This window comes from Legionella lansingensis (assembly GCF_900187355.1).
Lineage (GTDB): Bacteria > Pseudomonadota > Gammaproteobacteria > Legionellales > Legionellaceae > Tatlockia > Tatlockia lansingensis.
In genome coordinates this window covers 1910216-1936230 of sequence record NZ_LT906451.1, presented here as the reverse complement: position 1 = coordinate 1936230, position 26015 = coordinate 1910216, and the positions used below count along the sequence as shown (strand labels likewise).

The window sequence follows — 26015 nt, the reverse complement described above, 5'->3', positions numbered from 1 at the left end:
TCAACATGGCACAATTGGCAATCAACGGTGGACGTCCGGTAATAGCGCAACCTCTTCCGGCTGATAGTACGATCGGTAAAGATGATTTTGAAGCGGTAAAACGTGTGTTTGAGAGAGGTTCATTATCAGGATTTTATGGCAGTTGGGGGGAAGAATTTCTTGGCGGAGTAGAAGTTAAACGATTTGAACAGCTATGGGCCGAGCGATTTGAGATACCCTATGTCGTGTCCGTCAATTCGGCTACTTCTGGGTTGTATGCTGCCATTGGTGCCCTGGGTATTTCTCCTGGGGATGAAGTGATTGTTCCCCCATATACCATGTCTGCCACGGCAATGGCTCCTCTTATTTATGGTGCAATACCGGTCTTTGTCGATATTGATCCCGATACGTTTTGTCTGGATCCGGATGCGGTTCGAGCGGCGATCACACCAAAAACCAAAGCAATTCTAGCAGTGAACCTATTTGGTCATCCGGCTCCTCTGGCGAAGCTTGCCAACTTAGCGAAAGAATTTAAGATTGCGTTCATTGAAGATAATGCGCAAGGGCCCTTGGCAATGGAAGACGGTCGCTATGCTGGGACCATTGCAGATATTGGCGTGTTTAGTCTGAATTATCATAAACACATTCATACCGGAGAAGGGGGGATGTGTGTTACAAGAGATCCTGAACTCGCTTTGCGGCTCCAAGCCATTCGTAACCACGCTGAAAACATCGTAGCACCGGCTCAGATGAGCAGTCTTGTGAACATGGTGGGTTTCAACTACAGAATGACAGAGATGTCTGCTGCCGTCGGTATTTCGCAGCTTGGCAAGATTGATACCGAGGTAGGTCGTCGCCAACATCTTGCGGAACGCTTATCACAAGGGCTCGCTGATTTGGAAGGCTTCACCGTTCCTGCAGTTCGACCTGGATGTCGGCATGTTTACTACACCTGGGCTGCGAAAATAGATGAAGCTCGCTTGGGTGTATCACGCAAAATGTTTAGTACAGCACTGACAGCTGAAGGTTTTCCTCATTTTCTTGGGTATGTTAAGCCGCTGTATCTGCTTCCATTATTCCAGCAACGGGTAGCATTTGGCAGAGATGGATGGCCATTTACATTAACTCAACGTAGCTATAATAGGGGATTGTGTCCGGTAGCGGAGCGGATGCATGAGAAGGAATTGCTCTGTTTTGAGACTTGTGCCTACCGTGTTGATGAGCAGCATATCGATTTATTAATAGAAGCCGTACGTCAAGTTCATCAATATCGTCATACTATCCCTAGTCAGCAGGTGAGTTATGCCTAAAATTGTTGCCAGTATAGAAGCGCGAATGGGATCCTCTAGGCTTCCAGGGAAAGTGCTCATGGAGATTGGCGGTGTTCCAGCTTTAACGCGCTTGCTAAGACGATTGCGCAACTGTCAAACCATCGATGATATTGTACTTGCAACAACCACAATGCCAGCTGATGATGAATTAGTGCATTGGGCCAAATCGAATGATGTGGCTGTGTTTCGCGGCAGTGAAGAGGATGTTCTCAGTAGAGTAGTTGGTGCCCACCAAATGATGGGATCTGAGATTATTATTGAGGTGACAGGGGATTGTCCTCTGCTTGATCCAGATGTGATTGATCTCGGGGTGGAAACGTTTTTTGCAAATGACTGCCATGTGGTTACGAATGCCAGAGTGCCTTCTTACCCTCAAGGGGCTGATGTTCAAGTTTTTCGGTTAAGTGATTTGGCTGTGGTTGCGGAGTCTATAAATGATCCCGCTGTACGTGAGCATGTATCATTGTATTTTTATGAAAATCCAGAGAAATACAGAGTTACTCATCTGATTGCTCCTCGCGGATGGAAGGATGAGAATCAGAGATTGCAATTGGACTATCCAGAAGATCTTGCATTCATTCGCGCAGTCTATTCTCGTCTTGAGCCTCGATATGGTGATACCTTTGGAATTCACGAGATCATAGAGTTACTTAAACAAGAGCCTGAGCTTCGGGCAATTAATGCTCATTGTCTAGAAAAGGCAGTACGATGAACAGACCACTACGTACACTTGTCGTTGGCTTTGGCAAAATGTCAAGCAAATACGCTAATGATCCCGTTATGGCGAGGCATTATCGTTATGCTACCCATGCTCAGGTTCTTGTTGCCAATCCAAAGTTTGAATGGGTTGCTGTGGTTGACCCTGATGAGGCGGCTCGTGATGATGCAAAAATTCACTGGGGGATCTCGGCGGTCGAGAAAAATATAGCAAATTTAGGCTCATTTGCGTCGGAAATCGAGGTTGCGGTTCTTGCTACTCCGCCAGAAGCAAGACTGGGTATCATTGAAGCATTACCAAATCTTCGTGCCATTTTGGTAGAGAAGCCTCTTGGCCGTTCACTGAATGATAGTGCAGAATTTTTACGCAATTGTCGGATGCGAAATATACAGGTGCACGTTAATTTTTGGCGACGTGCGGATCAGCAATTTCAGCATCTTAGTCACGGTGGATTGAAGGATATAGTTGGTAAAACACAGATTGCACATGGTGTATATGGGAATGGCGTGTTGAATAACGGCATTCATCTTATTGATTTTATCAGAATGTTGTTAGGCGAAGTGGAATCAGTAGCCCCTTTAGGCAAGCAGCCTACTTTTGTAGAAGGTCCTATTGCTGGTGATATGAATTTTCCCTTTGTGCTGAATCTCATTAACGGTATGGTTGTGCCGATACAACCGATTCGATTCGCAAGTTATCGAGAGGTTGGTCTGGAAATATGGGGTGAGAATGGCCATCTCTCTATTTTAAATGAGGGTCTGACCATCGCTCACCGACAACGTCATCCTAACCGAGGCATGGCTTGCGAGCATGAGATAGCATTTGATGAAGCAAATTACCTGAAGTCAACAGTAGGAGAGGCACTTTTTCGTATGTATGATGATCTTGCTTTAGCGCTTTATACAAAGAGTAAGCCTTGTAGCCCCGGAGATTCCGCATTGCAAACGAGTATTGTTGTGGAAGCAGTACTAGAGTCATTTCGACGAAAAAAAATGACTCATATTAATGAATATATAGAGGAAGCCGTCTAGTGAACTTGCTGTTATTTGCTGAAGATCCTGGTGCGGTGAATTATATTGCGCCACTTGCGTTGGAATTGCAAACGCAGGGAAGCTCCATAACGTTGTTATCAGCAGGTGCTGCCACCCAGTTATTTCAAGAAAAGGGATTGTCTTCTCATGTAGTGTGCAATAGTGCTGAAGCTATAGAAATCTTATACAGGGAATTACCTGAGTTATTAATTACAGGTACATCGGAAAACCTTGACTCACCCGGACTTGCGTTTCTCTCTGCAGCGCAAGACATGCAAATTACTTCGATAGGTGTTGTTGATTTTTACGCCAATGCAGCGTTTCGTTTTCGTGGTCAAACCCATGATCCTCTTGCCCACGCTCCAGATTGGCTGATAGTGCCGGATGATTGGACTGCTGAGGAATACCAATCTTTAGGTTTCCCAAAACAAAAGATCTTGGTTGCGGGTCATCCACATTATGATCATCTGATGCAAATGAAAGAACGATTCGATAAAGAAGATCGCGATATTCTGCGTACAAAGTTGTTCCCACAAGTATCAGAGAATCAACTTGTTTTGGTTTTTGCTTCTGAATTGTCAACAGGCCTCAATCCCGCTCAGTATCAATACTCTGAGGAATACACATTAACTGGTCGCGGTCACTCGGTGGGGCGCACCGAGATAGTCATTGAGGAGTTGCTTGATGCTATTGCTGTGCTATCCGCGGAGGGAGTTCCCCGACCTTATTTGGTTTTGCGTCGCCATCCAAAAGAGGCAACAACAAGCTTGTCAGATTATCTTAATGCATTTGATTGTATAAGTGAGGGTGGTGATCCACACAGACTGATTTATACAGCTGATGCTGTCGTTGGAATGAGTTCAATGCTTCTCTTGGAAGCATATATACTTGGAGCACGAGTACTGTCTATTCTTCCTCGCGAAATAGAACGTTCATGGTTGCCTTTAACCAGAATGCAAACTATCAAATGTGCTACTCAGCGTGATATAGTGCGTGCTTATTTACGTGAGCTATTGTGTTCTTCCTTTTACCGAGCATCCACAGACTTAGGGGGGACACCGCTTGATTCAACAAAACGGATTATGGCATTCCTTAAGACAAGATGTGAGGCAATGCGTAAGGAGTATTATGTCTAAAATTTTCCCTGTTCTGGAATCAGGAGACATTCGGATTGTAAAGTTCGAGCGGAAGCATTTAACACAAAGATATGTTTCTTGGTTAAACGATCCGGAGGTTGTAAAATTTTCTGAACAGCGTTATTACGAACATACACTTGCAACGTGTACAAGCTATTTCGAAGCCGTTGAAAAAACGACTGACCACTTTTTAGCAATAGAAGCTCTGACACCAAATTTGGGTCATATTGGTAATATTGGTGTTGCAATTGATATCCACAATAGGGTGGCAGACATGTCGATTATTGTTGGTGAGAAAAAAGCTTGGGGAACCGGACTTGCAACAACAGCTTGGAGTGCTGTATTAAGAGAACTTCTTATGAATCAAGGCATTCGCAAGGTAACTGCAGGTACGATGGCAATGAATGAGTCAATGTTGCGACTTATGAAACGATCAGGTATGAAAATAGAGGCGAGGCGAGCACGTCATTTTATCTGGGAAGGGAAAGAGGTTGATTTGGTTCAATCTGCAATATTCAATAATGAGCTTATGTCTATTAGCAATTAAGAAAATTTAAATTAGGGAGATTGTAGGGTGCTTAAGTTAATTCATCGTATGAGAGGCTATAAATTAAACGCCGGTGCATTAAACGTTTTGCAAGAGATTGTTCCTAATCAGGTTCTTGAGATCTTATCTGAGCTGAAAGATAAACATTACTCATCTCGAGAGAAGTTCTTTAGTGCAATTCAGGCGATAAGAGGTGGTGTTTCTTTGGATGCATACATGAATAATATATTAAATGAAGCACGAGTGTTTCAGATTCGTCGATTGACCTGTTATATTAGATGGTATCTGAGTATGTTCTTCCCAAGATATTTTCCGAAATCTCGTCTTCTTCCCTCAATTTATCGATATGTCCTGTTGCAGCCATTAGTGCTGTCGCTGACTTTGAGAATAAGATGGCTCTTTTTTTTCTGCCTTGCTCAACTCCGTAGACAACCGCGGGTGCTGGAAGCTAACAATACCAATGTTAATGGTTTCATTCACAATTACAAACAGATCCTAAGTTTTGAATATGGGCACCGAAATCGTACAGAAAGTCTAATGAGTGTCATGAAAACGATCCAAGATATAGATTTTAAAAAATCAAAAGTACTTTGTGTAGGGCCAAGGAATGAGGGAGAAGTCCTATTACTTCGTTATTATGGGTTATCGTCTCACAATGTTGAAGCTATCGATCTTTTTTCATATAGTCCGTTGATTAAAGTGATGGATATGAATGATCTGAAATACGAGGACAATAGCTTCGATATTTACTATAGTTCAGCGGTTATTAAATATAGCCCAAACATTGCTTTAACGATTGCCGAGTCAATTCGTGTGACAAAGCCTGGAGGGTTGATGGTCTATGGCTTCATGTTTGGTGAAAAAACGAACATTATCCCTGACGGATCAGAGTTACAAGATGGAATTAAGGAGTTATTGTCATTCTATGAAGGCCATGTCGAGCATATCTTCTGGCAAGAGGAATTTGTATGCTCTCCGAAAGATATAAGAGCTACTTTAATTTTTCGATTAAAGAAATAAAAAGAAGGAAATATTTAGAGATGAGTCTTTCATCTAAATCGTTTAAGGTTCTGATTCGCGAAATTCTTCTATTTTTCTCTAATCTTGTAACAAGTCTCATCGTTGCACGCACTCTTGGCCCTTATCTATCAGGTTTGTGGATTATCCTTGCATTAATTCCATCTTATGCTGAAATGTTATTTCGTATTAAGAGTGATGCTGCAGCTATTTTTTATCTTGGGAAGGGGGGTTATGAATTGGGTGATGTGGTTTTCATGCTGAACTCAATTGCTGTAGTAACTAGTGCTATGCTGATTATTCCTATCATCATCTGGTTCGACGTTTTTAAGGAGGCTCTTTTTGGGGCTAATGTTGGTGATCTCAATGTATTAATTTACATCATGCTCATGCAGATCCCAATCAATTTTCTATATATGAATTACACCTATCTTCATATTCATAAAGAGGATGTTAAGTCATTAAATGCAATGGTTGCAACGCGTGCAATAGTGAGTTCAGGGGCAATTATAGCAATGCTGCTTATATTTAATACAGGTCTGGTAGGTGTGGTGGTTGGATCGACAATAGGACTTCTTTGTGCGTTGATTATAGGTGTATTTCGTTTAGGTATCATACCACGAATAGGCCGTCGTTTTAATTTGTCATTACTAAAGGATTTGTTAAAATATGGTAGCAAATTATATGTTGCTAATATAGCAACTCATCTTAATTTATATTCTAGCCAAGCTATCGTAGTTGCGTTCTGTCAACCTGCTCAAGTTGCGTTTTTCTCAATCGCCCAACAAATTGGTCAATTAATAAATAAGATAACGGATTCGATGGGTACTTTTTTATTCCCCAGTATCTCCAAGCAATCCAATGAACAGTCGGCAGCAGAACTTTCTGCGCTAGCATTTCGGGTTTCCATTGTTATTCTGATACCTGGTGCTGTTATTCTTGCAGCAATCATGCGACCTGCCATTATATTTTGTTATGGAGCGGCATACGAACCTGTACTAATCCCGTTTTTCATTATTCTTCCTGGTTTTGTATTGGCTGCTAGTGCAACAACTTTAATGTTATTTTTTCAAGGGATAGGTCGTGCGGACTTGGTGGCTAAAATAGCAGTAGTGCCTCTCTTTATTCAGGTTGTGACAGCTTTGATGCTAGTTCCAAAATGGACCGTGATAGGCGGTGCAGTATCTTTATTGCTCACGCTAATAATTACAGCAATTGTTGAGATTTTGGTCTTTATCAAATTAGCAGGACTCTCATGGAATGATCTTGTAGTGCAGTGGAGAGATATTCAATTGGTTAAAGAATTTATTTTTAACACAATTCAACGTGTCGTGCCGCGTGCTGCGGGAAGGAGAATTTAAGAGTGAGTGCTTCAATAAAAATGAAAAATTCACGTTTTACTCTAACAAAAATTATACGTGGGGTGTGGTACCGTACAAGAATTTGGGGGGAGGGTTTTCTTTCAATTCCAATTAAATTATGGTACGGCAATAGTGCTGGGTTCTCCAATAATTTTGGAGCAAAGAGACACTTGCAGCGTCTGCAGCAAGATTTTATATCACAATACAAACCGATCCCAGTTGTTCAAGCTGATTCCTTTGCTGCTGAATCACTACGTTCTCATGGTTACCTTATTTTACCAGCTCATTATGGTCGGACTTTTCTCTTAAATATTCAGAAGCATGTTGCTGAACTTATTGAAGATCCAGCGACTTCAATGACTTCACCTAATGGTGCAACCCGATTTTTACTTGATCCGACTGAAAAAATTCCAGAGTTGCGTATGCTTTTGAGAGATGAAATTTGTCGTATTATTGCTTCTTATTATGGTTGTGCTCTACGGGTTGAAAGTGTAAGAGTCTGGCGTAATTATCATGTCTCCAATATTGATGGTGATAGAGATGACAAATTTTCTAATACATTTCATCATGATAATTGTCCAGCGAATGGTCTTCGCGTTTTTGTTTTACTTACTGATGGTGTTACACGCGAGACAGGTGCATTTCGATTCCATGACAAAAACGCATCTAAAAAGATTATTCGTCAATTGGGCTATTTTCACCGAGTTAAATTGACTAGCTCAATGCGTCAGAGATTAGTCAATCCTTCAACCTTAAAATTTTTTGAAGGTGATTTAGGGGATGTTTGTATCTGTAATACACAAGAATGTCTTCATGCTGCCAGTGTCCCAAGAGCAGGTTCGTATAGAGATATTCTTCAGTTTGAAGTGTATCCTGCTTCCGGGGAATTGCGAATGGCTGATAAATTGCTAGAGACTGTGCCACCGGATAAAGCTTTGCAGATGATGAGAGGTTAAATATTATTTCATCTTTTAAGTGGTAAGGATCTCATGAACAAGCGATTGGTTATTCTTTCTGTTCCCAATATTCGAATAGCGCGAGTTCTTTTAAATGACCATATTTTAGGGGCTGTTAAAGATGATGCGGATATCGTTGTAGCTACCCCATTTGCTGATGATGATGCTTTTCGGAACGAGTATCGTTCTTCTAAGCTTGGCTTCTTCCCGATTAAGCTGCCCAAACAGCAACCCAGATTGATTCAGATATTGTATTCACTTTCTGAACTAATGCGCACAGTCGCATTCTACCGTCGAAACCGTCGTCGTGGTTTACAATATTATTGGTCAATAATGACAAAGCAGTTTGGTGAAGACGGCAAAGACACATCGGATCCCTGGTTAAGGCGCTTGGTGAAACAATTAACCAGCATCGTTGGTTTGTGGCGTGGAGCATGGAAAGTCCTGGATTGGCTAATTGGTCGCAGTGTATTTCGCTCACCGATGCTTGAAAATCTAGTTGGACAATACCAAGAAGTTACGCTAGTACAGGCTTCTTCATGGGGAGAGCAAGATAGGATGTTAGCATGGAATGCTCGTCGTTTCAGATTTCGTACAGTCCTTGTTCCTTACACGACTGATCAATTATGGGTAAATGGTTATCTACTGTGTAATTATGATGCAGTATGTGTTCAGGGGCCTTTTGAGGAACACTGCGCGCGTAATTACCATCAAGTTCCAGAGTCACGCATGATCCGCTTAGGTTCAATGTGGTTTCGTACGATAGATAGAATTGTCAAAAATAGTCCTGAGCTGAGGGAAGTAAATCAGAAAAAAGATAAACGTGTAATGCTTTATGCCGGAGTATCGCGAATATATTTCCCTCGGGAAAGTGAGTTTCAAGCCATCGATGCGCTGATCACAGCAAATAAAAACGGTTTGTTTGGCGAGAGCACGAAACTAGTATATCGTCCTTATGCCATGACATCAGAAGAACGTGCAGAAATTATGGAGCGTTACGGAGAAACACTGCTTCAATTGCAGTGGCCTGAGGAAGTTTGCGCCGGTTTGAGTAGTTATTCGGGCGGTTTGATTACAGCACAGCTTTTGAGTTACATTCAAGGGCTGATGGATGTTGATGTTTTGGTCATGTCGCATACCACTTCGTTAGGTATTGATGCGGCCTATTTAGGCTGTGCTGTTGTTGCTAATTTTGCAGATAATACAGGGGTGCTGGCACGTAGAAAAACGCATCTTCGATTTTTAAAGAATGGCCAACTCGATTTTGCACCAGGAACACCAATAAGCCGTTCTATTCCTGAACTTGTCTCATTAGTACAGGTTTTATTGCATGACAAAGCAGAAGCTAGAAAGTCAGGTGAAAAACTGGTGGCGCAGTGGGATTATCAATGCAATAATTCCCAAGATTTATTACGCACAGCTATTTTAGATGAAGTAGCGGTTGAATATGCAACTTCGGTTGAGAAACCAGTTGCTTATGACATGGAGTAACAGGTAAATTAGGTATGACACCAAAAGAATTCTTCAAAAAATTGGCACGTCGTGCCATTTGGGCTATTAAAGGACCTCCTGTTACACCGGCCCTTTTAGAGATGGTGTGGCCAGAGACACTAGAGTCTCCATCCGGGATCCAAGTGCCCGAAGAATACCGTTTACGTCAGTTTCGATCGGACGATACTCAAAGTTATTTGAAGCTGTTTATTGCAGCAGGCATGGAAGAGCCTCCCTTGCATTACTGGGACAAGCATTTACTTCCCGAAGGTTTCTTTGTGATAGAGCACGAGCCAAGCAACGCTATAGTCGCTGCCTGTTTTGCATCACATCATCCAACTCCAAGGCATCCGCGAGCAGGAAATTTTGGCTGGCTTGCCGTTGATCCTACTCACAGGGGACGAAAATTGGGACAAGCAGTAGCCGCTGCAGTAACGTCCCGGTTAGTTGCAGGAGGTTATCGGCGTATTTATTTAGAAACACACGATCATCGTCTGCCGGCTATTGCAATTTATCTCAAAATGGGGTGGGTCCCACTGCTGTATCTGCCAGAAATGGAGGCCCGCTGGGCTGCGGTTTGCAAAGTTTTAAAATGGCCTTATACTCCTGAGTCTTGGCCAAGATAGGCAGTTTGATAAAAAGTAAATGTTTTTAAGATTATTAGGCTAGAAATAATAAAATGATTCCAATTTCAAAACCCATCATCTCTAATCGCGAAATACAATTTGTTACTGATGCTGTGTCCTCAGGCTGGGTATCCTCTCTTGGTCCTTATCTCGAACGATTTGAACGAGAGTTTGCCGAGTACTGTGGTGTAAAACATTGCGTTTCAACCTCTAATGGAACCGTTGCTATTCATCTTGCTCTTAAAGCACTTGGTATTGGGTCAGGGGATGAGGTGATCATTCCTGATTTAACATTTGCAGCTACCGCAAATGCAGTGATACTTGCGGGGGCCAAGCCTGTGATTGTGGATGTTCGCAATAGCGATTGGTGTATTGATCCAGTCTTAGTTCGGCAAAATATTACAGCAAGAACCAAAGCGATTATTCCCGTGCATTTATATGGACATCCTTGCGCAATGAAGGAATTATGGGTCATTGCGAAAGAATATGATTTAAAGATCATTGAAGATGCTGCTGAAGCACATGGGGCAGAATACCAAGGTCGTCGAGTGGGTGGCTTGGGGGATTGTGCCACGTTTAGTTTTTATGGAAATAAGATTATTACTACCGGAGAGGGGGGATGTATCACCACAAATTCGGATACTGTTGCTGAGCGAGCACGTCTTCTGCGTGATCATGGCATGAGTAAACAACGACGCTATTGGCACACGGAAGTCGGATATAACTATCGCATGACCAATCTGCAAGCAGCTCTGGGTGTTGCCCAGCTTGAAAGAATCAATGATTTCATGAGAGAGCGAGATCGAATATTGCAAACGTATCGACATTATTTGACGCCGCATGGTTTTATGCTGAATCCACAAATGGAGGGCACAAAGCCTGTGAATTGGCTCACCTCGGCGTTGTTACCTCGTGCCAACCGGGATGAGCGTGACAAGTTGTTAAATCAACTTAAGGAGCAAGGCGTGGAAACAAGGCCTTTCTTCTATCCAATGACATCGATGCCCATCTATGAAGGTAAAGTTAATCCTGTTTCTGAAGATTTATCAGCTCGTGGTTTTAATTTACCCACATTTCCTGAATTGACTGATGAAATGATTCAGTCTGTCTCAGAAACGCTCGTAGAAACAGCAAAGCCTATTATATTTAAGGAAGTAAGAGGATATGAATACTCCGCGTAAAACCGCACTTATTACTGGAATAACAGGCCAGGATGGTGCTTATCTTGCCGAGTTCTTATTAGCAAAAGGCTACATTGTTCACGGTCTCAAACGACGATCGTCGTTGTTTAACACCAGTCGTATCGATCACTTAATTACCGATGAACGTGATCCGAGCTGCCGGTTTTTCTGTCATTTTGGAGACATGACTGATTCCATGAGTTTGGTGCATGTGATTCAAAAAGTTAAGCCTGATGAGATATATAATCTGGCGGCTCAATCGCATGTGGCAGTGTCTTTTGAAGAGCCAGAATACACTGCGAATTCCGACGCACTCGGAGCATTACGTATTCTTGAGGCTATTCGTATTTTAGGACTTGAAAAAACATGCCGTTTTTATCAGGCGTCTAGTTCAGAGCTCTATGGACTTGTGCAGGAAACTCCTCAAACTGAAAAGACTCCTTTTTACCCGCGTAGTCCTTATGCGGTTTCAAAATTGTATGCTTATTGGATTACGGTTAACTACCGTGAGGCATATAATATCTATGCATGTAATGGAATTTTATTTAACCATGAGTCACCCATTCGTGGAGAGACCTTCGTAACTCGCAAGATTACCCGAGCATTAGCACGTATTAAGCTAGGTTTGCAAGACTGCTTGTATCTGGGTAATTTGGACGCCAGGCGTGATTGGGGACATGCGAGAGATTACGTCGAAATGCAGTGGTTAATGTTACAGCAGGATTATCCCGAGGATTTCGTCATTGCGACTGGCATTCAACATAGTGTTCGTGATTTTGTGAACACGGCAGCTGGTGAATTGGGAATGAGACTAACCTGGTCAGGAGCTGGTGAGAATGAACGTGGTTACGATGAAGATGGCCGGTGTATTGTAGCAGTAGATCCCCGTTATTTTCGTCCTACAGAAGTGGATGCATTGTTAGGTGATGCCAGTAAAGCCAGAGCAAAACTGGGTTGGACACCAAAAACGTCATTTGTTGATTTGGTGGCAGAAATGGTTGCGGAAGATTTTAAAGCAGCACAACGAGATAATCTTGTGAAGCGACATGGTTATAAAGTTATGGATTACAGCGTATGAGAGTACTTTTTACGGAAGAACAAATTAAAGAACGGGTAAATTGTCTTGCAGAGCAAATCAATGCTGATTACGCTGGTTTGACTCTTGATGTTATTTGTCTTGTTAATAGTGCAAGCATGTTTTGTGCTGATCTTGTAAGACAGTTTACAGTGCCGAGCCGACTGCATTTCTTAAGTTTTAATAGCTATGCAAATGGCAATGCATCTGGTGAAGTTCGCATCATTCAAGACATCAATGAACCTCTCTATGCCCGAAATGTATTAGTGGTGGAAGGCATTGTGGTTAGTGGGCGAACCCCTCGTTATATTCTCGATATGCTTCGTTTACGTCAACCTCAAAGTCTTGCAATGTGTGCACTTGGAGTGAAGCCTGCGCAATTGTCTGTGGACTTACCATTAAAATATGTGGCGTTTGAATTGGGATCTGAAATTGCAACAGGCTATGGGATTGGTTCAGGCATTGAAAAAGTGCACCCACATCTTGTATCTGTTCAGTAATTATTAAAGTTAAAGGGTATTCATGAAAGAAAAACAGTGTGAAAACTTACGGCTATTATTAGTTGGACCTTATCCTCCACCTTATGGTGGTATTGCAACCCATCTGACTACTTTAATTCCAGGTATGTTTGCCCGTGGTGCACAGGATGTGGCTATTATCAGTTTTGGAGATAAAGAGGAAGTAAGTCAGATTGATGGCGCTACTCTTTATCGATTTGATACTCGACGTCATCTGCGAAAACTCGCTTCACATCCAGGTCGACGCATGGTAGCTGCGTCTTTAAAGACATTAGGAAAAGAAGGATTTGGAGTTCGCAGAGTGGTTTCAGAAGCTGTCAAAGCAATACTCATCAACCATATTGCTGAGCAGCACAGAAGTCAGGTTGTTAGTTTCTACCAAAGTGATTGCTCGCTTTCCTTATTACCTTGCAAGCATACCTGGGGTGCTTATCGTGGTGTCATGCTGATGATTTTTGGGGAAATATACGATAGCCCCAATTTTTTTATGAAACGTAAGACGTTTTTTGAACGATATCTTGCCAGTCCACAGGCAGTGGCCTCTTCGAGTAAACACTGCGCTTGTAGTTTTGCAAAGGTGTTAGGTATTTCACAGGAAATCGAGCCGGTGTATTTAGGTATCGATTTGGATCGTTTTGCAAAGAAAGAATTACGCGAACCTTATCGTGCAGAACTTGGTGTGACGTCAGATGAAATTTTGGCGACCTTTATGGGACGGTTTAATGAGGAAATGGGAATCGGACGTTTGCTTGAAATAGCCCCAACTCTTCTTGAGCACTTGCCAAAGGTTAAATTACTGTTTGCGGGAGCGAAAGGACCGTTTTCAGAAGCCGTTGCGGCATTTGCGAAGAAATATCAGGGACGAGTCCATGTTCTAAATAACATACCGTTTGAGTTGCAGCCCTCTATCTATGCAGCTAGTGATATTGTGCTAGCCCCTTCCCATGATCAACATGCCTGCATGGGGATGTCCATTAAAGAGGCCATGGCTGCTTCGCGACCAGTGATTGGCAGCGATGCGGGGGGTATCCCAGAAGCCATCGTACATGGGGAAACGGGATATCTTGTACCCCTGGATAAAGAGACTCAGCACATCGACGGAGAAGAGTTACTTCATTGCATTGAACGATTGGCATCAGACGCCAATTTGCGAGAGGCGATGGGTATTGCCGCACGGCGTCGTGCAGAGGCTATTTTTTCAGTAGAAAGAACAAATGACAGGATGGCTGAACTGTTTATGACTGTCATGCCTAAATCAGGGCATCAGATAGGTAGAAATCAATTTTAATTGCCTATTTAAGAATTTTTATTGAAATTTATGTTGTCTGACAATAAGCTTGTCCATAAAATTCGGGGTATTGGAGGAATCGCAAACATCTGAATCAAACGTTTGCAATAATTTATCTTATTCTCAGAGCTTGCATAAAAGCAAATTAAGGAAATGAAATGGATCAAGCGAAACAAGCCGTTTACAATTTTTGGAACACTGATTCATGTGGTGAATTGTATCTTGCGGGACTAGACAATAAAGAAGGATTTGAACGTCAGGCAAAAATCAGGTATGAGCTCGAGCCGTATATCCTGGATTTTGCTGAGTTTCATCGCTACCAACAAAAGAAAGTTCTGGAGATTGGAGTTGGTCTAGGGTCAGATCACCAAAAATTTGCTGAAGCCGGGGCTGAATTGAGCGGGATAGATCTTACTGATCGTGCGATAAGCTATACAAAAAAACGCTTGCAGTTGCTTGGCTTAAATTCTGATTTAAAAGTAGCTGATGCGGAGAAGTTATCTTTTTCCAATGATACATTTGATTTGGTTTATTCTTGGGGAGTTTTACATCATTCCCCTGATACCCCAAAAGCTATTTCAGAAGTTTTTAGAGTACTGAAAGAAGGGGGTACTGCCAAGATAATGATTTATCACAAGTATAGCTTTGTAGGGTATTTAGGATGGCTGAGACATGGTTTATTAAAAGGAAAGCCCTTTACTTCCCTAACAGAAATTTACGATAAGTATCAAGAAAGTCCTGGAACTAAAGCCTATTCTGTAAAAGAAGCTCGTGAGATGTTTAAAAAATTTCGTCAGGTGGAAATTAAAACGCTACTGTGTCATGGTGATCTGTTAACTTCGTATAATGGTCAACAGCATAAAGGAATGTTAATTAAGCTAATTAAATTTTTTTGGCCCCGACAAATTATAAAAACGTTTTTCAAATCGCAGGGTTTTTTTATGCTAATCAACGCTACAAAATAAGAGGTTCCGGTTAAGTTGAGATGGTTCAATCTGTAATTTGGATGCGAAGATTGAAATAGAAGGAACATTCTAGGGGTTTGATCGATGTGGAAGCGGCAAATATCACTCTATTTGGGCTCCATCACTATTTGGCGCTCTTTGCAGGGTATCGCTTTATGGTTGGCCAGTTTATGGAGAAATGCTGAGGCACAACGCCGTCGATTACATCAAGAAATTAAAAAGACTTATTGCTCTTCCAGCGCTGGCGTATTTTCATTTGGTAGTGGGCGATCAGCACTAACTGCTTGCCTTAAAGCGGCTGGCATTGGACCTGGTGACGAAGTACTGCTCTCGGCATATACTTGCTTAGCAGTGCCTACAGCTGTTATCGCTGTGGGAGCGAAGCCCATTTATGTTGATATTAGCGCAGACACACTCAATGTTGAATGGGATGCGGTTTCTAAGGTCTTATCGTCTCGTGTACGAGCTATTGTTGTGCAACATACCTTAGGCAAGCCAGTACCGCAGGTCATTATTGAGAATGCAAAAGCACAAGGGATCCTGGTTATTGAGGATTGTGCCTTATCTATTGGCTCAAAAGTGGATGACCGTTATGTGGGGACATTGGCAGATGCAGCCATCCTATCTATGGAGTTATCAAAAACGCTGTCTGTCGGATGGGGCGGTATTCTCATTGTTAATGATCAGCAACTTGTTCATGCCGTTGAAAAATTCTACGCTCAATTGCATGAACCGTCATGGTGGTCTGCAACCCGTGATTTGTGGCAAACGGTAATATCAGCTTGGTGTTACCATCCGCTTACCCCCTATGTAATTAAAAAATATACATTGGCTGTAGGGTTTAAGAGCCGTATCTTTAGGCCGTCCACGCCTAAACTGGAATTTGATGGCATTGTGAGTTCCAATTTTTTGATGAAGATGGGGGGCATTCAGGCTGCATTAGCAATTCTTCAATGGCGTGATTTTGCAAAAATCATTTCAGCTTGTGAGAGAAACGCCGCTGTCATAAGGGAGTCTCTCGCCAAGCTAAACATTTTCATACCAGGCTCTCCTTCCGAGGATGAGATCTCTGTGGCTCCACGTGTTTCTTTCCTGGTGGCTAATCGAGAGCTTGCCGTTCGTTATTTTGGGGAAAGAGGCGTCGAATTGGGTCAATGGTTTGATGGTCCATTATCGCCAATACCCACTTCTCCATTATTTAATTATCAGGCTGGTTCTTATCCATTGGCAGAGAGCGTTGCTAATCAGATAATTAATATACCTTGTCATAGTCGTTTAAAGCAGTATGATTTGCAACACATAGTGAATTTAGTAGAAAAATTTATTCAAGACCATCCAGGGTGTGCTGTTCAAGAGAAATAAATATTAACGAATTGGAATTTAAAATCGATGTGCGGAATTGTAGGGGTATTGTCCTTTAATGATTCACCTTTTGAAGTAAGTGAATCCTATCTGATTAATCTTCGCGACACGATGGCTCACCGTGGGCCTGATGGCGCAGGTGTTTGGATAGCACCCGATAAAAAAATTGGTTTAGGTCACCGTCGTTTATCCATCATTGATTTGTCCGATACTGCCAATCAGCCGATGTGTAATGAGGATGGCTCTATTTGGGTTGTTTTTAATGGTGAGATTTACAATCATGCCGATATTCGTAAAGAGTTAGAAGAGCTTGGTGGCCATACCTGGAAGACGAATCATTCCGACACTGAAGTCATCCTACATGCTTTTGAACACTGGGGTATCGATTGTTTGCATCGATTTCGTGGTATGTTCGCTATCGCCATTTGGGACAGTAGAAATCAAGAATTGTGGTTAGTCAGGGATCGCACCGGCATTAAACCACTGTATTATAGTATTCATAATGGCCGCATTGTATTCGCCTCTGAAATCAAGGCGCTACTGCGAGACCCAGAACAGATTCGAGCAGTCAACGAAGAGGGTTTTTTTCATTACATGTCCTTCCTGACGGTGCCAGCTCCAGGCACTCTTTTTGACGGTATTTATAAGCTACCTTGCGCAACGTGGATGTGCATTGATACAAATGGGAACATCAAAGAGCATCAATATTGGGACGTGCTCGATCATACCAAGCCGTTGAATGATAAATCTGATGAGGAAATCGCAAGCCAGCTATTGAGTGAGTTAAGAACGGCTGTACAGCTGTTAAAAGCAAGTGATGTTCCTGTAGGCATCTTTTTATCAGGAGGTATTGACTCCAGCACCAATGCAGCGCTTTTTTCTGAAAATCACGCAGGAGAGGTAAAAACATTCTCTATTGGCTATGAGGGTGATTATCAAAGTTATCAAAACGAGTTACATCATGCTCGGGCTGTTGCTGAAAAAGTCGGCGCGCAATATCACGAAAAATTACTAAATATCAGTGACTTGATTAATTTTCTACCAGAAATGGTGCATTTACAGGATGAACCTATCGGTGATTCTGTGTGTGTACCCTGTTATTACGTCGCTAAGCTTGCTCGTGATAATGGAGTGACTGTTTGTCAAGTGGGGGAGGGAGCAGATGAGCTATTTTGGGGTTACTCAAAATGGAAAATGAAACTGCGTCTACAGAAGCTGGATGATATCTGGGTGCCGCGAATTTTTAAGCGTATGGTTGTTAAAACCTTATCGCTTTTAGGATGGGATGACGATTGGCGCTACGAATATTTGCGGCGAAGTAGTTGCAAATTGCCGATTTTTTGGGGAGGGGCGGAATCATATACTCATACGCAAAAAATGCAATTGCTTTCCCCGAGAATGAAAAAAAGATTTGCAAATCGAACCTCATGGGAAGCCATAGCACCGATTCGAAAACGATTTGAAGAAAAATCAAAAACAAAATCCCATCTTGATTGGATGACTTATATCGATCTCAATATGCGCTTGCCTGAGTTATTGTTAATGAGAGTGGACAAGATGAGCATGGGGGTTTCTCTGGAAGGTCGTGTGCCTTTTTTGGATCATAAGTTTGTCGAGCTGGCAATGAGTATTCCGCCCCAAGTAAAAACCCGCAATGGCACACTCAAGTACATTCTGAAAAAAGCAGTACGTGGTATTATCCCGGATGAAATTATTGATCGAAAAAAGCAAGGTTTTGCAGCACCCATGCAAGAATGGTTTGACGATCGTTTAGCAGATGTCGCTAAACAGGAATTGAAGGATTTTTGTCATGAGACTGATTTGCTTGATTGGAGTGAGATCAAAAAATTACTCGAGAGTGAGAAAAGAGAGCGAGTTTGGCCTCTGTTAAATGTTGCTCAATGGTGGAACCATTATATTAAAAATAGTTCTCAAGATACTTTTTCTTCTGCAGAGCCCACGATGCAGGTGTCCAAACCTCTACCGTTATCAGAAATGGAGCCCGCGGTCGTGCCACAAAATTTTATAGGGATATCTGAAGTTACTACCAAATAAGGTCTAACAATGAAACAAGTTCTAATTCATAAAGGAAATGCCATTATTCGTGATGTTCCAGCACCACAGGTGGGCCCTGGCGAAGTCTTGGTGAAGGTTCATACGTCGTGCCTGTCTGTGGGTACAGAAATGAGTGGAATACGCCAAAGCGCTGTTCCTTTATGGAAAAAAGCATTGAAACAGCCTGAAAAAGTAGCTGCTACGCTTAAATTAGCCTCTTCAATGGGATTGCAACGTACCTTAAGTCTTTTAGAAGAGAAACGTGAGGCTGCTTACCCTACTGGTTATTCTGCTACTGGAATCGTAGTTAATGTTGGTGCAGATATTCATGATATTGCTATAGGTGATCGTGTAGCTTGCGCGGGTGCGCAATGTGCGCATCATGCGGAATTTATTCGGGTACCGCGCAATTTGTGTGCATCCTTGCCTGAGTCTTTAAGTTGGGAAAGTGCCTCTACTGTGACACTGGGTGCTATTGCCCTACAAGGCATACGTCGGGCTGAGCCTACTTTAGGTGAAAATTTTGCAGTTATTGGCCTGGGTATTCTTGGTCAACTGACCGTGCAATTGCTGAAGGCTAATGGTTGCCGTACCATTGGAATTGATATTGACTCTGAGCGAATAGCATTGGCTTTGAGCTTGGGAATGGATCTTGGCTTGAATCCGAATGAGGGCGATAATATTGAGCAAGTTCAAAGAGTTACTGATGGTTTGGGCGTTGACGGGGTCATTATTACAGCTGCAACGCCTTCGGATGCTGTCGTATCAACCGCATTTAAGCTATGCAGAAAAAAAGGAAGAGTGGTTCTAGTCGGTGATGTGGGTTTACATCTCAACCGTGCTGATTTTTATGTCAAGGAAATTGATTTTTTGATTTCCAGCTCTTATGGTCCTGGGCGCTATGATCATCGTTATGAAGAGCAGGGGTTAGATTACCCAGTAGCCTATGTAAGATGGACTGAGAATCGTAACATGAATGAGTATTTGCGTTTATTAGCTGAGAAACGCATACAAGTCGACCGGCTAATATCCGCACGCTATCCTATTTCTGAGGCTTCGAAAGCATATGCTTCTTTGAATGATGCTGCAATCAAGCCGATGATGGTCCTTTTAACTTATCCGGAGGATTCTAAGCCGATTCATACGGTTCATTTAAAACCAGCAGCAAAGCCAACTCAAGGTAAAATTCGTGTTGCTGTGTTGGGGGCAGGAGCATTTGCCCGCTCAGCTCACTTACCCAACTTGCAGAGTATGAGTGAGCGTTTTATTATCCAAGCCATTGTGACCCGTACTGGGCATAATGCTACGGCTGCTGCCAAACAATTTGGTGCCAGCTATTGTTCGACTGATTTTGATGAAGTACTGAGCGATCCAGATGTCGATGCCGTGATTATCGCTACTCGACACCATCAGCATGGTAGTATGGCGTTGGCTGCTCTTCAGGCTGGCAAGCATGTCTTAGTAGAAAAGCCTCTAGCATTAACAATTGAGGAACTTATTGCATTAGATGAATTTATCAATGCAACTAATGATAAGCCAAAACCAATTTTGCTAACGGGTTATAATCGTCGTTTCTCACCCTACGCACGACGTATGGCTGAATTATTACAAGGACGCAGTGCCCCTTTCATCGTCAATTACCGTATGAATGCTGGGTATATTCCACTTGATAATTGGGTTCATGGACCAGAAGGTGGTGGTCGTAATTTAGGGGAGGCCTGTCACATCTATGATCTTTTTACCTATCTAACGAATGCGGAAGTGATATCGGTGACCGCACAATCGATAATGCCTAAATCACATCATTATGGACGTCATGATAATTTTATTGCCACTATGACGTTTAATGATGGTTCGGTTGCTAGTCTGACTTATACAGCATTGGGGGCTAAAGATTTCCCTAAGGAAACAGCGGATCTCTATGTTGATGGCAAGCTCATGGTGTTATCCGATTATAAATCTCTCGAGGTACATGGGATTAAAGGAAAATCATTAAAAACGTCAGCTCAAGAAAAAGGATTACGAGAGGAGTTGATATCTTTTGCAGATGCTATTAACAATGGCAGTTGGCCTATACCCTGGTGGCAACAATTACAATCAGCCAAAATAGCCCTATTGGTTGAAGAGCAGATAGCTATGATGAGAGATGAAACAAGAGCCGTTAGTAAATAAAATGATAGGGCGGATACAACAAATCATTATTGAGTCAGGTTACCGAGGAGTATTCGAACGAATAGTCCTTCGTATCGAACGGGAATGGAACCAGTTATTATTTCTAACAAAAAGCACTTGTAAGAGTACTTATCAAAATAATAATAGATGTTATGTGTTAGAGCACAGAATAAATCCTGAAGATCTCATTTTACTTGAACAAGCAAATAAAATCCCAAGCGAAGTCATTGCTCACTATTTAGACCACCGATTTGATTTGCTTGGCTCTGGATGGGTTAACGTTTTTTATGGCATGAACTGTCGTGGTCTCGACCAATACCATTTTAAAATGGGACAAAATGTTAACCCAGATATTAATGGCTATTGGCTAAAAGGTCGAATTAACCGAGCCAACTTGTCGAAAGCGCAACAGATATGGCAATACGTTGATGAGGATTATCAACCAATCGATTGGCAGTTAGATTTTAAATCAGGTTACCGATGGTCGGAACGAACTTTGTCGAAAAAAATTCAATTTGGTCATAAGTTAGGGGTTGATGTGAAAGTGCCTTGGGAATTGGCACGAATGCAACATTTGCCACAAATGGCTTTGGCTGTTTGGGATTCTGAACTAGACGAGGGTATAAAGCATCAGATTCAAAAAGAATATCAAAATCAAGTACTTGATTTCATGGCCACTAACCCGCCTGGATTCGGTGTGAATTGGGTGTGTCCCATGGACATAGCAATCCGAGCAGTTAATTGGTTATTGGCGAAGGATTTATTTCTTGCTAGCCAAATTAGATTTCCTGAGTATTTTGAAACGCTTATGGCCAAGAGTATTTACGAGCACGGTAAGTATATCATTGCAAATTTAGAATGGTATCCACAGCGTTCTAATCATTATCTTGCCAATATTACTGGTTTGGCTTTTATTGCAAGCTATCTTCCCTCCGATGAAGAAGTCGATACCTGGTTAGCCTTTGCGGTACAAGAACTAAACATAGAAGTAGAGAGACAATTTTACAAAGATGGGGGCAATTTTGAAGGTTCTACGGCTTATCATCGCTTATCTGCTGAAATGGTTTATTATGCTACTGCGCTGATAATGGGTTTACCAAAAGAAAGGCTTGAAAAACTCAAGTCTTATGATCATAAGTTGTTCAAAAATAGATGGGGGAAGCCGCGCCTACAAGGTGCTCCACGATCGTTCTATTCAATACCTAATAGAGCTAAACATAGTCCATTTCCAGAAGAGTATTTTCAATGCATGGAGAGGATGGTTGAATTCATCATTGATATAACCAAACCCAACGGACATATTCCGCAAATTGGTGATAATGATAGTGGACGTTTCTTAAAGCTTGCCCCTAAATACCAAAAGATGAGTGTCAAACAGGCTCGAGAAAATTATGCTAATTTAGATGGTTATAAACATTTACACGATGATGCCAATTATTTTATGGAAGATCATCTTGATTGTAGTCACTTAATTGCTGGGGCTTTCGGCGTATTTGGTAAAGCTAATTATTATAATTGGCTTGGGGGGAAAGAAAGGGCATTATGCCATCCTGATAGTATCATTTTACGTATTCTGTCACAGAAGGAGTTGTTGATATCTCAGGACAATGAGGAATGCACAAATAATGCGCTTAAATTTTTTGAAATAGGTACGGAAGACATTCTAAATGAGAGCCTATTAAAGGTAGAGTCGCTTGCTGCTGATCATGTCCATAAAACCCAGTTTACAATTGCTGAGGGAGACTTACTGACGGATTTAAACGGTTATGCCTACCCACATTTTGGCTTATTTATCCTCAGATCGTCTCGTTTATATATGGCAATACGCTGTTGGGTTAGTATGGATATCATGCATTCCAGCCATATTCATCAAGATCAACTTTCTGTCGAACTATCAATTGATGGTCAAGATTTAGTTCGTGATCCCGGCACTTATCTTTATACTTCTTTACCATTCGAACGATATAATTATCGTAGTAGTAATAGTCATTTTTCCCCTTTTGCCAATTCTGATGATCCCAGTATTTGCTTAAAAAATGTTTTTAGAACTGTTCGCCCAGAAAGAGTATCTATAAGTTATTTTGGCAGGAGAGGTTTTGTTGCTCACACTCAGGAAATCAAAGATAATAGCCAACTTATCGTTTACCTGGAAAGTAACTCTGTAATCATTTACCAGGTAAATCATGCAGAACAACATTCGAAATTCATTAAGAAACAATTGCCATTTTCGCCTGGTTATGGCATTAAACTAAGACATGGAGGGAGTAGTACCGATGAGCAATTACAGTTCAGAAACAGTGCAACCAGCTAGGACGGCGAATTCTTGGAATTCCTTTGGTTTATATACTCTATTTCTACTTTTATTTTTACAGCCATTTCATTATCTCCTTTTTGACACCTTTATTTACTACCGAGAGTTATTTGCTGTTGTTTTTTCGGTGTTATGTTGTATGAAATTAAGCGATCTATTTTATAAGCGACATCCATCGGAACTTTTTCTGTTGATTTTTTTTCCAATGTTACTGGCTTTGTTTGCGATAGTAGACCCAGGTACAAACTTATATGGAAACGATGCGACAGGGGCATCTTTGCATCTTAAGACAATTAATTCAGATCTTTATATTTTACGGAATGCTTTGATTTATGTACCTATGGTGGTGTATTTTGCTTTGAGGGGACTATCAGAAAAGGAAGTACAAAAAATAGCTTTCATCGCGGTTGTAGTGGCTCCACTGAGTGTTTTAGAGTACCTTAATGTCCATCAAATTTATACTTTAAGTGCATTTGGAGCCATTATTGAGAATGGCGGAGGAGCCATCGAATACAACACTTATGTACCCTATTTAACATTTCCAGTTTTGTCTGCCATTTATTTATTAAGTTCCAGGATAAAAAATAGCCGTAAGTTAATTGTTCTTATCAGTTTATTATTTTTGTCAATTTATATCTTATTATCGAGCAGCCGTCAGTCAATCTTATTTATACTGTTCTGTGTAGGGGTTTTTACTGTATGGGAAAAAGAGAATGGTCTGGTAAAAAAAATATTATTTTTAGCGGTGTGTTTTCTATCCGTGTTTCTGGTGTTTAATTTAGTGAGTAAGAATATAGTACTGGAGCACGACACGCGAGTTAAGTATGAGAATAGATTGACCAGCATAGGATTGACCATAATTGACAGACATAGTTGGAAGCATCATTCACTTAAGGAAAGAAGTGAAGTTAATACTGCAGAAAAAGCCGTTCTTGACCTTAGGTGGAATCCAGTTCAATTTAATCGTAATTTGTCTGAACCTTTGTCTTGGATAATGCCTCTATCTCTTCCGTTATGGATTCAATCCACATCTGAAGTACAACCTGTTCAGATTGGACAAGGTGAGGAGGATATCGTTACTCTCAATAATAAGTTGCTTCATAAATATACGGGAACATCTGCTCCCCCTGGTGCAGGAAGATGGGAGATTATAAAAGATGGTTTGACGAGGCTAAAATCAAGTGAGTATTTAATTGGGGTTGGGCTAACAGCTGTTATCAACTCAGGTCCACATAATGACTATGTTAGATGGTTGCAGCGAATTGGAATATTTGCCATGATAATTGGCTTTGCTCCTTTTCTAATTGCTGCTAGTCGATCTTATCAAAGCAAATATCGAACAGAAAGAAATGGGTTTATGCTTTATTTGTTTTTATCGGTTATGTTCACTCTATATCATTCTTTATTCGGATATCCCAGGGAAGATGCTTATCAGGCACTTTATTGTTTTCTTGGTTTGGCAATGTGGCTGGGGGCTAAAAAGAATTTTATTTTTAGTTTAGAAACCAGGTCCAATCATGGTTGGCGCTTTTCTTTTATGAATATGCCAGAACGGGCTGTTTTAACAGGAAAATAGGTGCGTATCTTAGTTATTACTCATTCTTATTATCCCAAGCATGATCCACGTGCATTTCGTTGGAGTGCTGTTTGTGAACATTGGGCACAGAATGGGATTATCGTCGATGTTGTTTGTGCTTATGCGAATGCAACTTTAGCAAGATTTGAGCAAATTAGAGGGGTAAATGTTTATCGAGTCGTTGATCCATCGCAGCGGTTTGTCCCTGTAGGCTCTGCATCGACAGGGTATCAGACAGCCAGTTCAAAAACGTCTTCTTGGCTTGGTAAGATAAAGCAATTCGCTCACCCAATAATAAAAAAAATAGTTATTACGTTACGATGGCCTGATTACGCTTGGTTGTGGATACCAGGTGCATATCGACAGATCGTTCGTCTTGTAAAAACGCATCATTATGACGGAATTTTCTCTAGCGCCGTTCCATTTAGTTCACACATTCCAGTGATGATGCTTGGACAGAAGCGAAAAAACATCTCATGGGTATGTGATTATGGTGATCCTTTTTCTTGCTTGAGAGAATTGCCAATGAATAACACCAAACTTTATCAGGGTTTGAATAGATGGGTTGAATCGAAAGTTATTAACGCATCAAAAAAAATTTCAGTCACCACAAGGGAGACTGCACAAGAATATATTAAGTATTTAGGTGTTTGTGATAAGTGGCTTCATGTTATTCCTCCACTGGTCAAGAGCAATTATATTTATTTAGATAGGTATGAAAAAGAAGAAGAGTCTCTAGAAGAAAAAATCATTCATTTGGTATTTGCTGGTACTCTCTATGCCAAAATTCGCAACCCAAGATTTCTTCTTGAATTATTATCGGAAATACACGTAAAAATGACTTCTCCCAAGTTTATAATTCATTTTTATGGCAAGATTGGAGATTGTGAACAAGAGTTTGAGCCTTATAAGAAGGCTATTAATGACTGGATATATTTTCATGGCTCTGTAGACAGAGATCAGCTGATAAAGGTATATAGGAGTGCTGACATCCTTGTTAATATAGGTAATACGACAACTTATCAAGTTCCAAGTAAGGTAATTGAGTACATGTCTACTGGTTTACCAATACTGAATATTACTTCTGTCGCCAATGACTCCTCCATTCTAATGCTTCAGTCATACCCAAGTGTATTGACCTTAAGTCAGAATGCAGGAGTTACAGAAAAAATTGTCGATGAGTTTTGCTTATTTATGAAACAGTCTCAAAACGTTGATAGGGAAGTGGTTGAGGATATTCTCAGACAGTATCAGCCAACGACAATTGCTAATGCTTATTTGAGTCTGTTATCCTAAAATTTTTTAAGAATTAAGCATAT

21 protein-coding genes are annotated in these 26015 nt (G+C 41.4%); all 21 read left to right on the top strand.

What is annotated here, in order from left to right; translation table 11 throughout:
• Positions 1-5: 5 nt before the first annotated feature.
• The 21 genes from CKV79_RS08800 to CKV79_RS08700 all read left to right on the top strand — a co-directional run bounded on the left by CKV79_RS08800 (position 6) and on the right by CKV79_RS08700 (position 25992).
• Entirely contained in the window at positions 6-1289 is a 1284-nt protein-coding gene (locus CKV79_RS08800; protein ID WP_035915362.1) for a DegT/DnrJ/EryC1/StrS family aminotransferase, read from the top strand.
• The gene (locus tag CKV79_RS08795; protein ID WP_028373028.1) at positions 1282-2022 is read left to right on the top strand and encodes a cytidylyltransferase domain-containing protein; all 741 of its coding nucleotides are present in this window, start codon (positions 1282-1284) and stop codon (positions 2020-2022) included. The genes CKV79_RS08800 and CKV79_RS08795 overlap by 8 nt, the downstream gene beginning before the upstream one ends.
• The gene (locus CKV79_RS08790; RefSeq protein ID WP_028373029.1) at positions 2019-3059 is read left to right on the top strand and encodes a Gfo/Idh/MocA family protein; all 1041 of its coding nucleotides are present in this window, start codon (positions 2019-2021) and stop codon (positions 3057-3059) included. The genes CKV79_RS08795 and CKV79_RS08790 overlap by 4 nt, the downstream gene beginning before the upstream one ends.
• Positions 3059-4195: a hypothetical protein gene (locus CKV79_RS08785; RefSeq protein ID WP_028373030.1), complete on the top strand. Its 1137-nt coding sequence runs from the start codon at positions 3059-3061 to the stop codon at positions 4193-4195. The genes CKV79_RS08790 and CKV79_RS08785 overlap by 1 nt, the downstream gene beginning before the upstream one ends.
• Positions 4188-4742 (top strand): GNAT family N-acetyltransferase, encoded by a 555-nt coding sequence (locus tag CKV79_RS08780; protein ID WP_051546138.1) that lies wholly within the window; start codon positions 4188-4190, stop codon positions 4740-4742. Before CKV79_RS08785 ends, CKV79_RS08780 begins: the two co-directional genes overlap by 8 nt.
• A 27-nt stretch (positions 4743-4769) precedes the next feature.
• A complete protein-coding gene (locus CKV79_RS08775; RefSeq protein WP_028373031.1) occupies positions 4770-5762 on the top strand; it encodes a methyltransferase domain-containing protein in 993 nt (330 codons plus the stop codon).
• A 20-nt stretch (positions 5763-5782) separates the two neighbouring features.
• Positions 5783-7120 carry an oligosaccharide flippase family protein gene (locus tag CKV79_RS08770; RefSeq protein ID WP_028373032.1) on the top strand — a complete coding sequence of 446 codons (1338 nt, stop codon included), beginning with the start codon at positions 5783-5785 and terminating at the stop codon, positions 7118-7120.
• 2 nt (positions 7121-7122) lie between these two features.
• On the top strand, positions 7123-8076 hold the full coding sequence (locus tag CKV79_RS08765) for a hypothetical protein (RefSeq protein WP_035915366.1): 954 nt from the start codon (positions 7123-7125) through the stop codon (positions 8074-8076).
• Between the two features lie 33 nt (positions 8077-8109).
• On the top strand, positions 8110-9567 hold the full coding sequence (locus CKV79_RS08760; protein WP_028373034.1) for a hypothetical protein: 1458 nt from the start codon (positions 8110-8112) through the stop codon (positions 9565-9567).
• Positions 9568-9581: 14 nt separating this feature from the next.
• Positions 9582-10193, top strand: a complete 612-nt coding sequence (locus tag CKV79_RS08755; protein ID WP_028373035.1) for a GNAT family N-acetyltransferase — start codon at positions 9582-9584, stop codon at positions 10191-10193.
• Positions 10194-10246: 53 nt separating this feature from the next.
• On the top strand, positions 10247-11374 hold the full coding sequence (locus CKV79_RS08750; RefSeq protein ID WP_051546139.1) for a DegT/DnrJ/EryC1/StrS family aminotransferase: 1128 nt from the start codon (positions 10247-10249) through the stop codon (positions 11372-11374).
• Positions 11358-12452, top strand: a complete 1095-nt coding sequence (gmd, locus tag CKV79_RS08745) for a GDP-mannose 4,6-dehydratase (protein WP_028373036.1) — start codon at positions 11358-11360, stop codon at positions 12450-12452. The genes CKV79_RS08750 and gmd overlap by 17 nt, the downstream gene beginning before the upstream one ends.
• A complete protein-coding gene (locus CKV79_RS08740; protein ID WP_028373037.1) occupies positions 12449-12949 on the top strand; it encodes a phosphoribosyltransferase in 501 nt (166 codons plus the stop codon). Before gmd ends, CKV79_RS08740 begins: the two co-directional genes overlap by 4 nt.
• Positions 12950-12971: 22 nt before the next feature.
• Positions 12972-14255: a glycosyltransferase family 4 protein gene (locus CKV79_RS08735; RefSeq protein WP_028373038.1), complete on the top strand. Its 1284-nt coding sequence runs from the start codon at positions 12972-12974 to the stop codon at positions 14253-14255.
• Between the two features lie 158 nt (positions 14256-14413).
• Positions 14414-15220, top strand: a complete 807-nt coding sequence (locus CKV79_RS08730) for a class I SAM-dependent methyltransferase (RefSeq protein ID WP_028373039.1) — start codon at positions 14414-14416, stop codon at positions 15218-15220.
• Between the two features lie 84 nt (positions 15221-15304).
• Complete coding sequence (locus tag CKV79_RS08725) at positions 15305-16582, top strand: DegT/DnrJ/EryC1/StrS family aminotransferase (protein ID WP_028373040.1); 1278 nt, start codon at positions 15305-15307, stop codon at positions 16580-16582.
• Positions 16583-16609: 27 nt separating this feature from the next.
• On the top strand, positions 16610-18637 hold the full coding sequence (asnB, locus tag CKV79_RS08720; RefSeq protein WP_065236348.1) for an asparagine synthase (glutamine-hydrolyzing): 2028 nt from the start codon (positions 16610-16612) through the stop codon (positions 18635-18637).
• A 9-nt stretch (positions 18638-18646) separates the two neighbouring features.
• Positions 18647-20809 (top strand): bi-domain-containing oxidoreductase, encoded by a 2163-nt coding sequence (locus CKV79_RS08715; protein ID WP_051546140.1) that lies wholly within the window; start codon positions 18647-18649, stop codon positions 20807-20809.
• Entirely contained in the window at positions 20784-23120 is a 2337-nt protein-coding gene (locus CKV79_RS08710; protein WP_051546141.1) for a heparinase II/III family protein, read from the top strand. The genes CKV79_RS08715 and CKV79_RS08710 overlap by 26 nt, the downstream gene beginning before the upstream one ends.
• Positions 23083-24696, top strand: a complete 1614-nt coding sequence (locus tag CKV79_RS08705) for an O-antigen ligase family protein (protein WP_028373041.1) — start codon at positions 23083-23085, stop codon at positions 24694-24696. The genes CKV79_RS08710 and CKV79_RS08705 overlap by 38 nt, the downstream gene beginning before the upstream one ends.
• Positions 24697-25992, top strand: a complete 1296-nt coding sequence (locus tag CKV79_RS08700; protein ID WP_028373042.1) for a glycosyltransferase — start codon at positions 24697-24699, stop codon at positions 25990-25992.
• Positions 25993-26015: the final 23 nt, after the last annotated feature.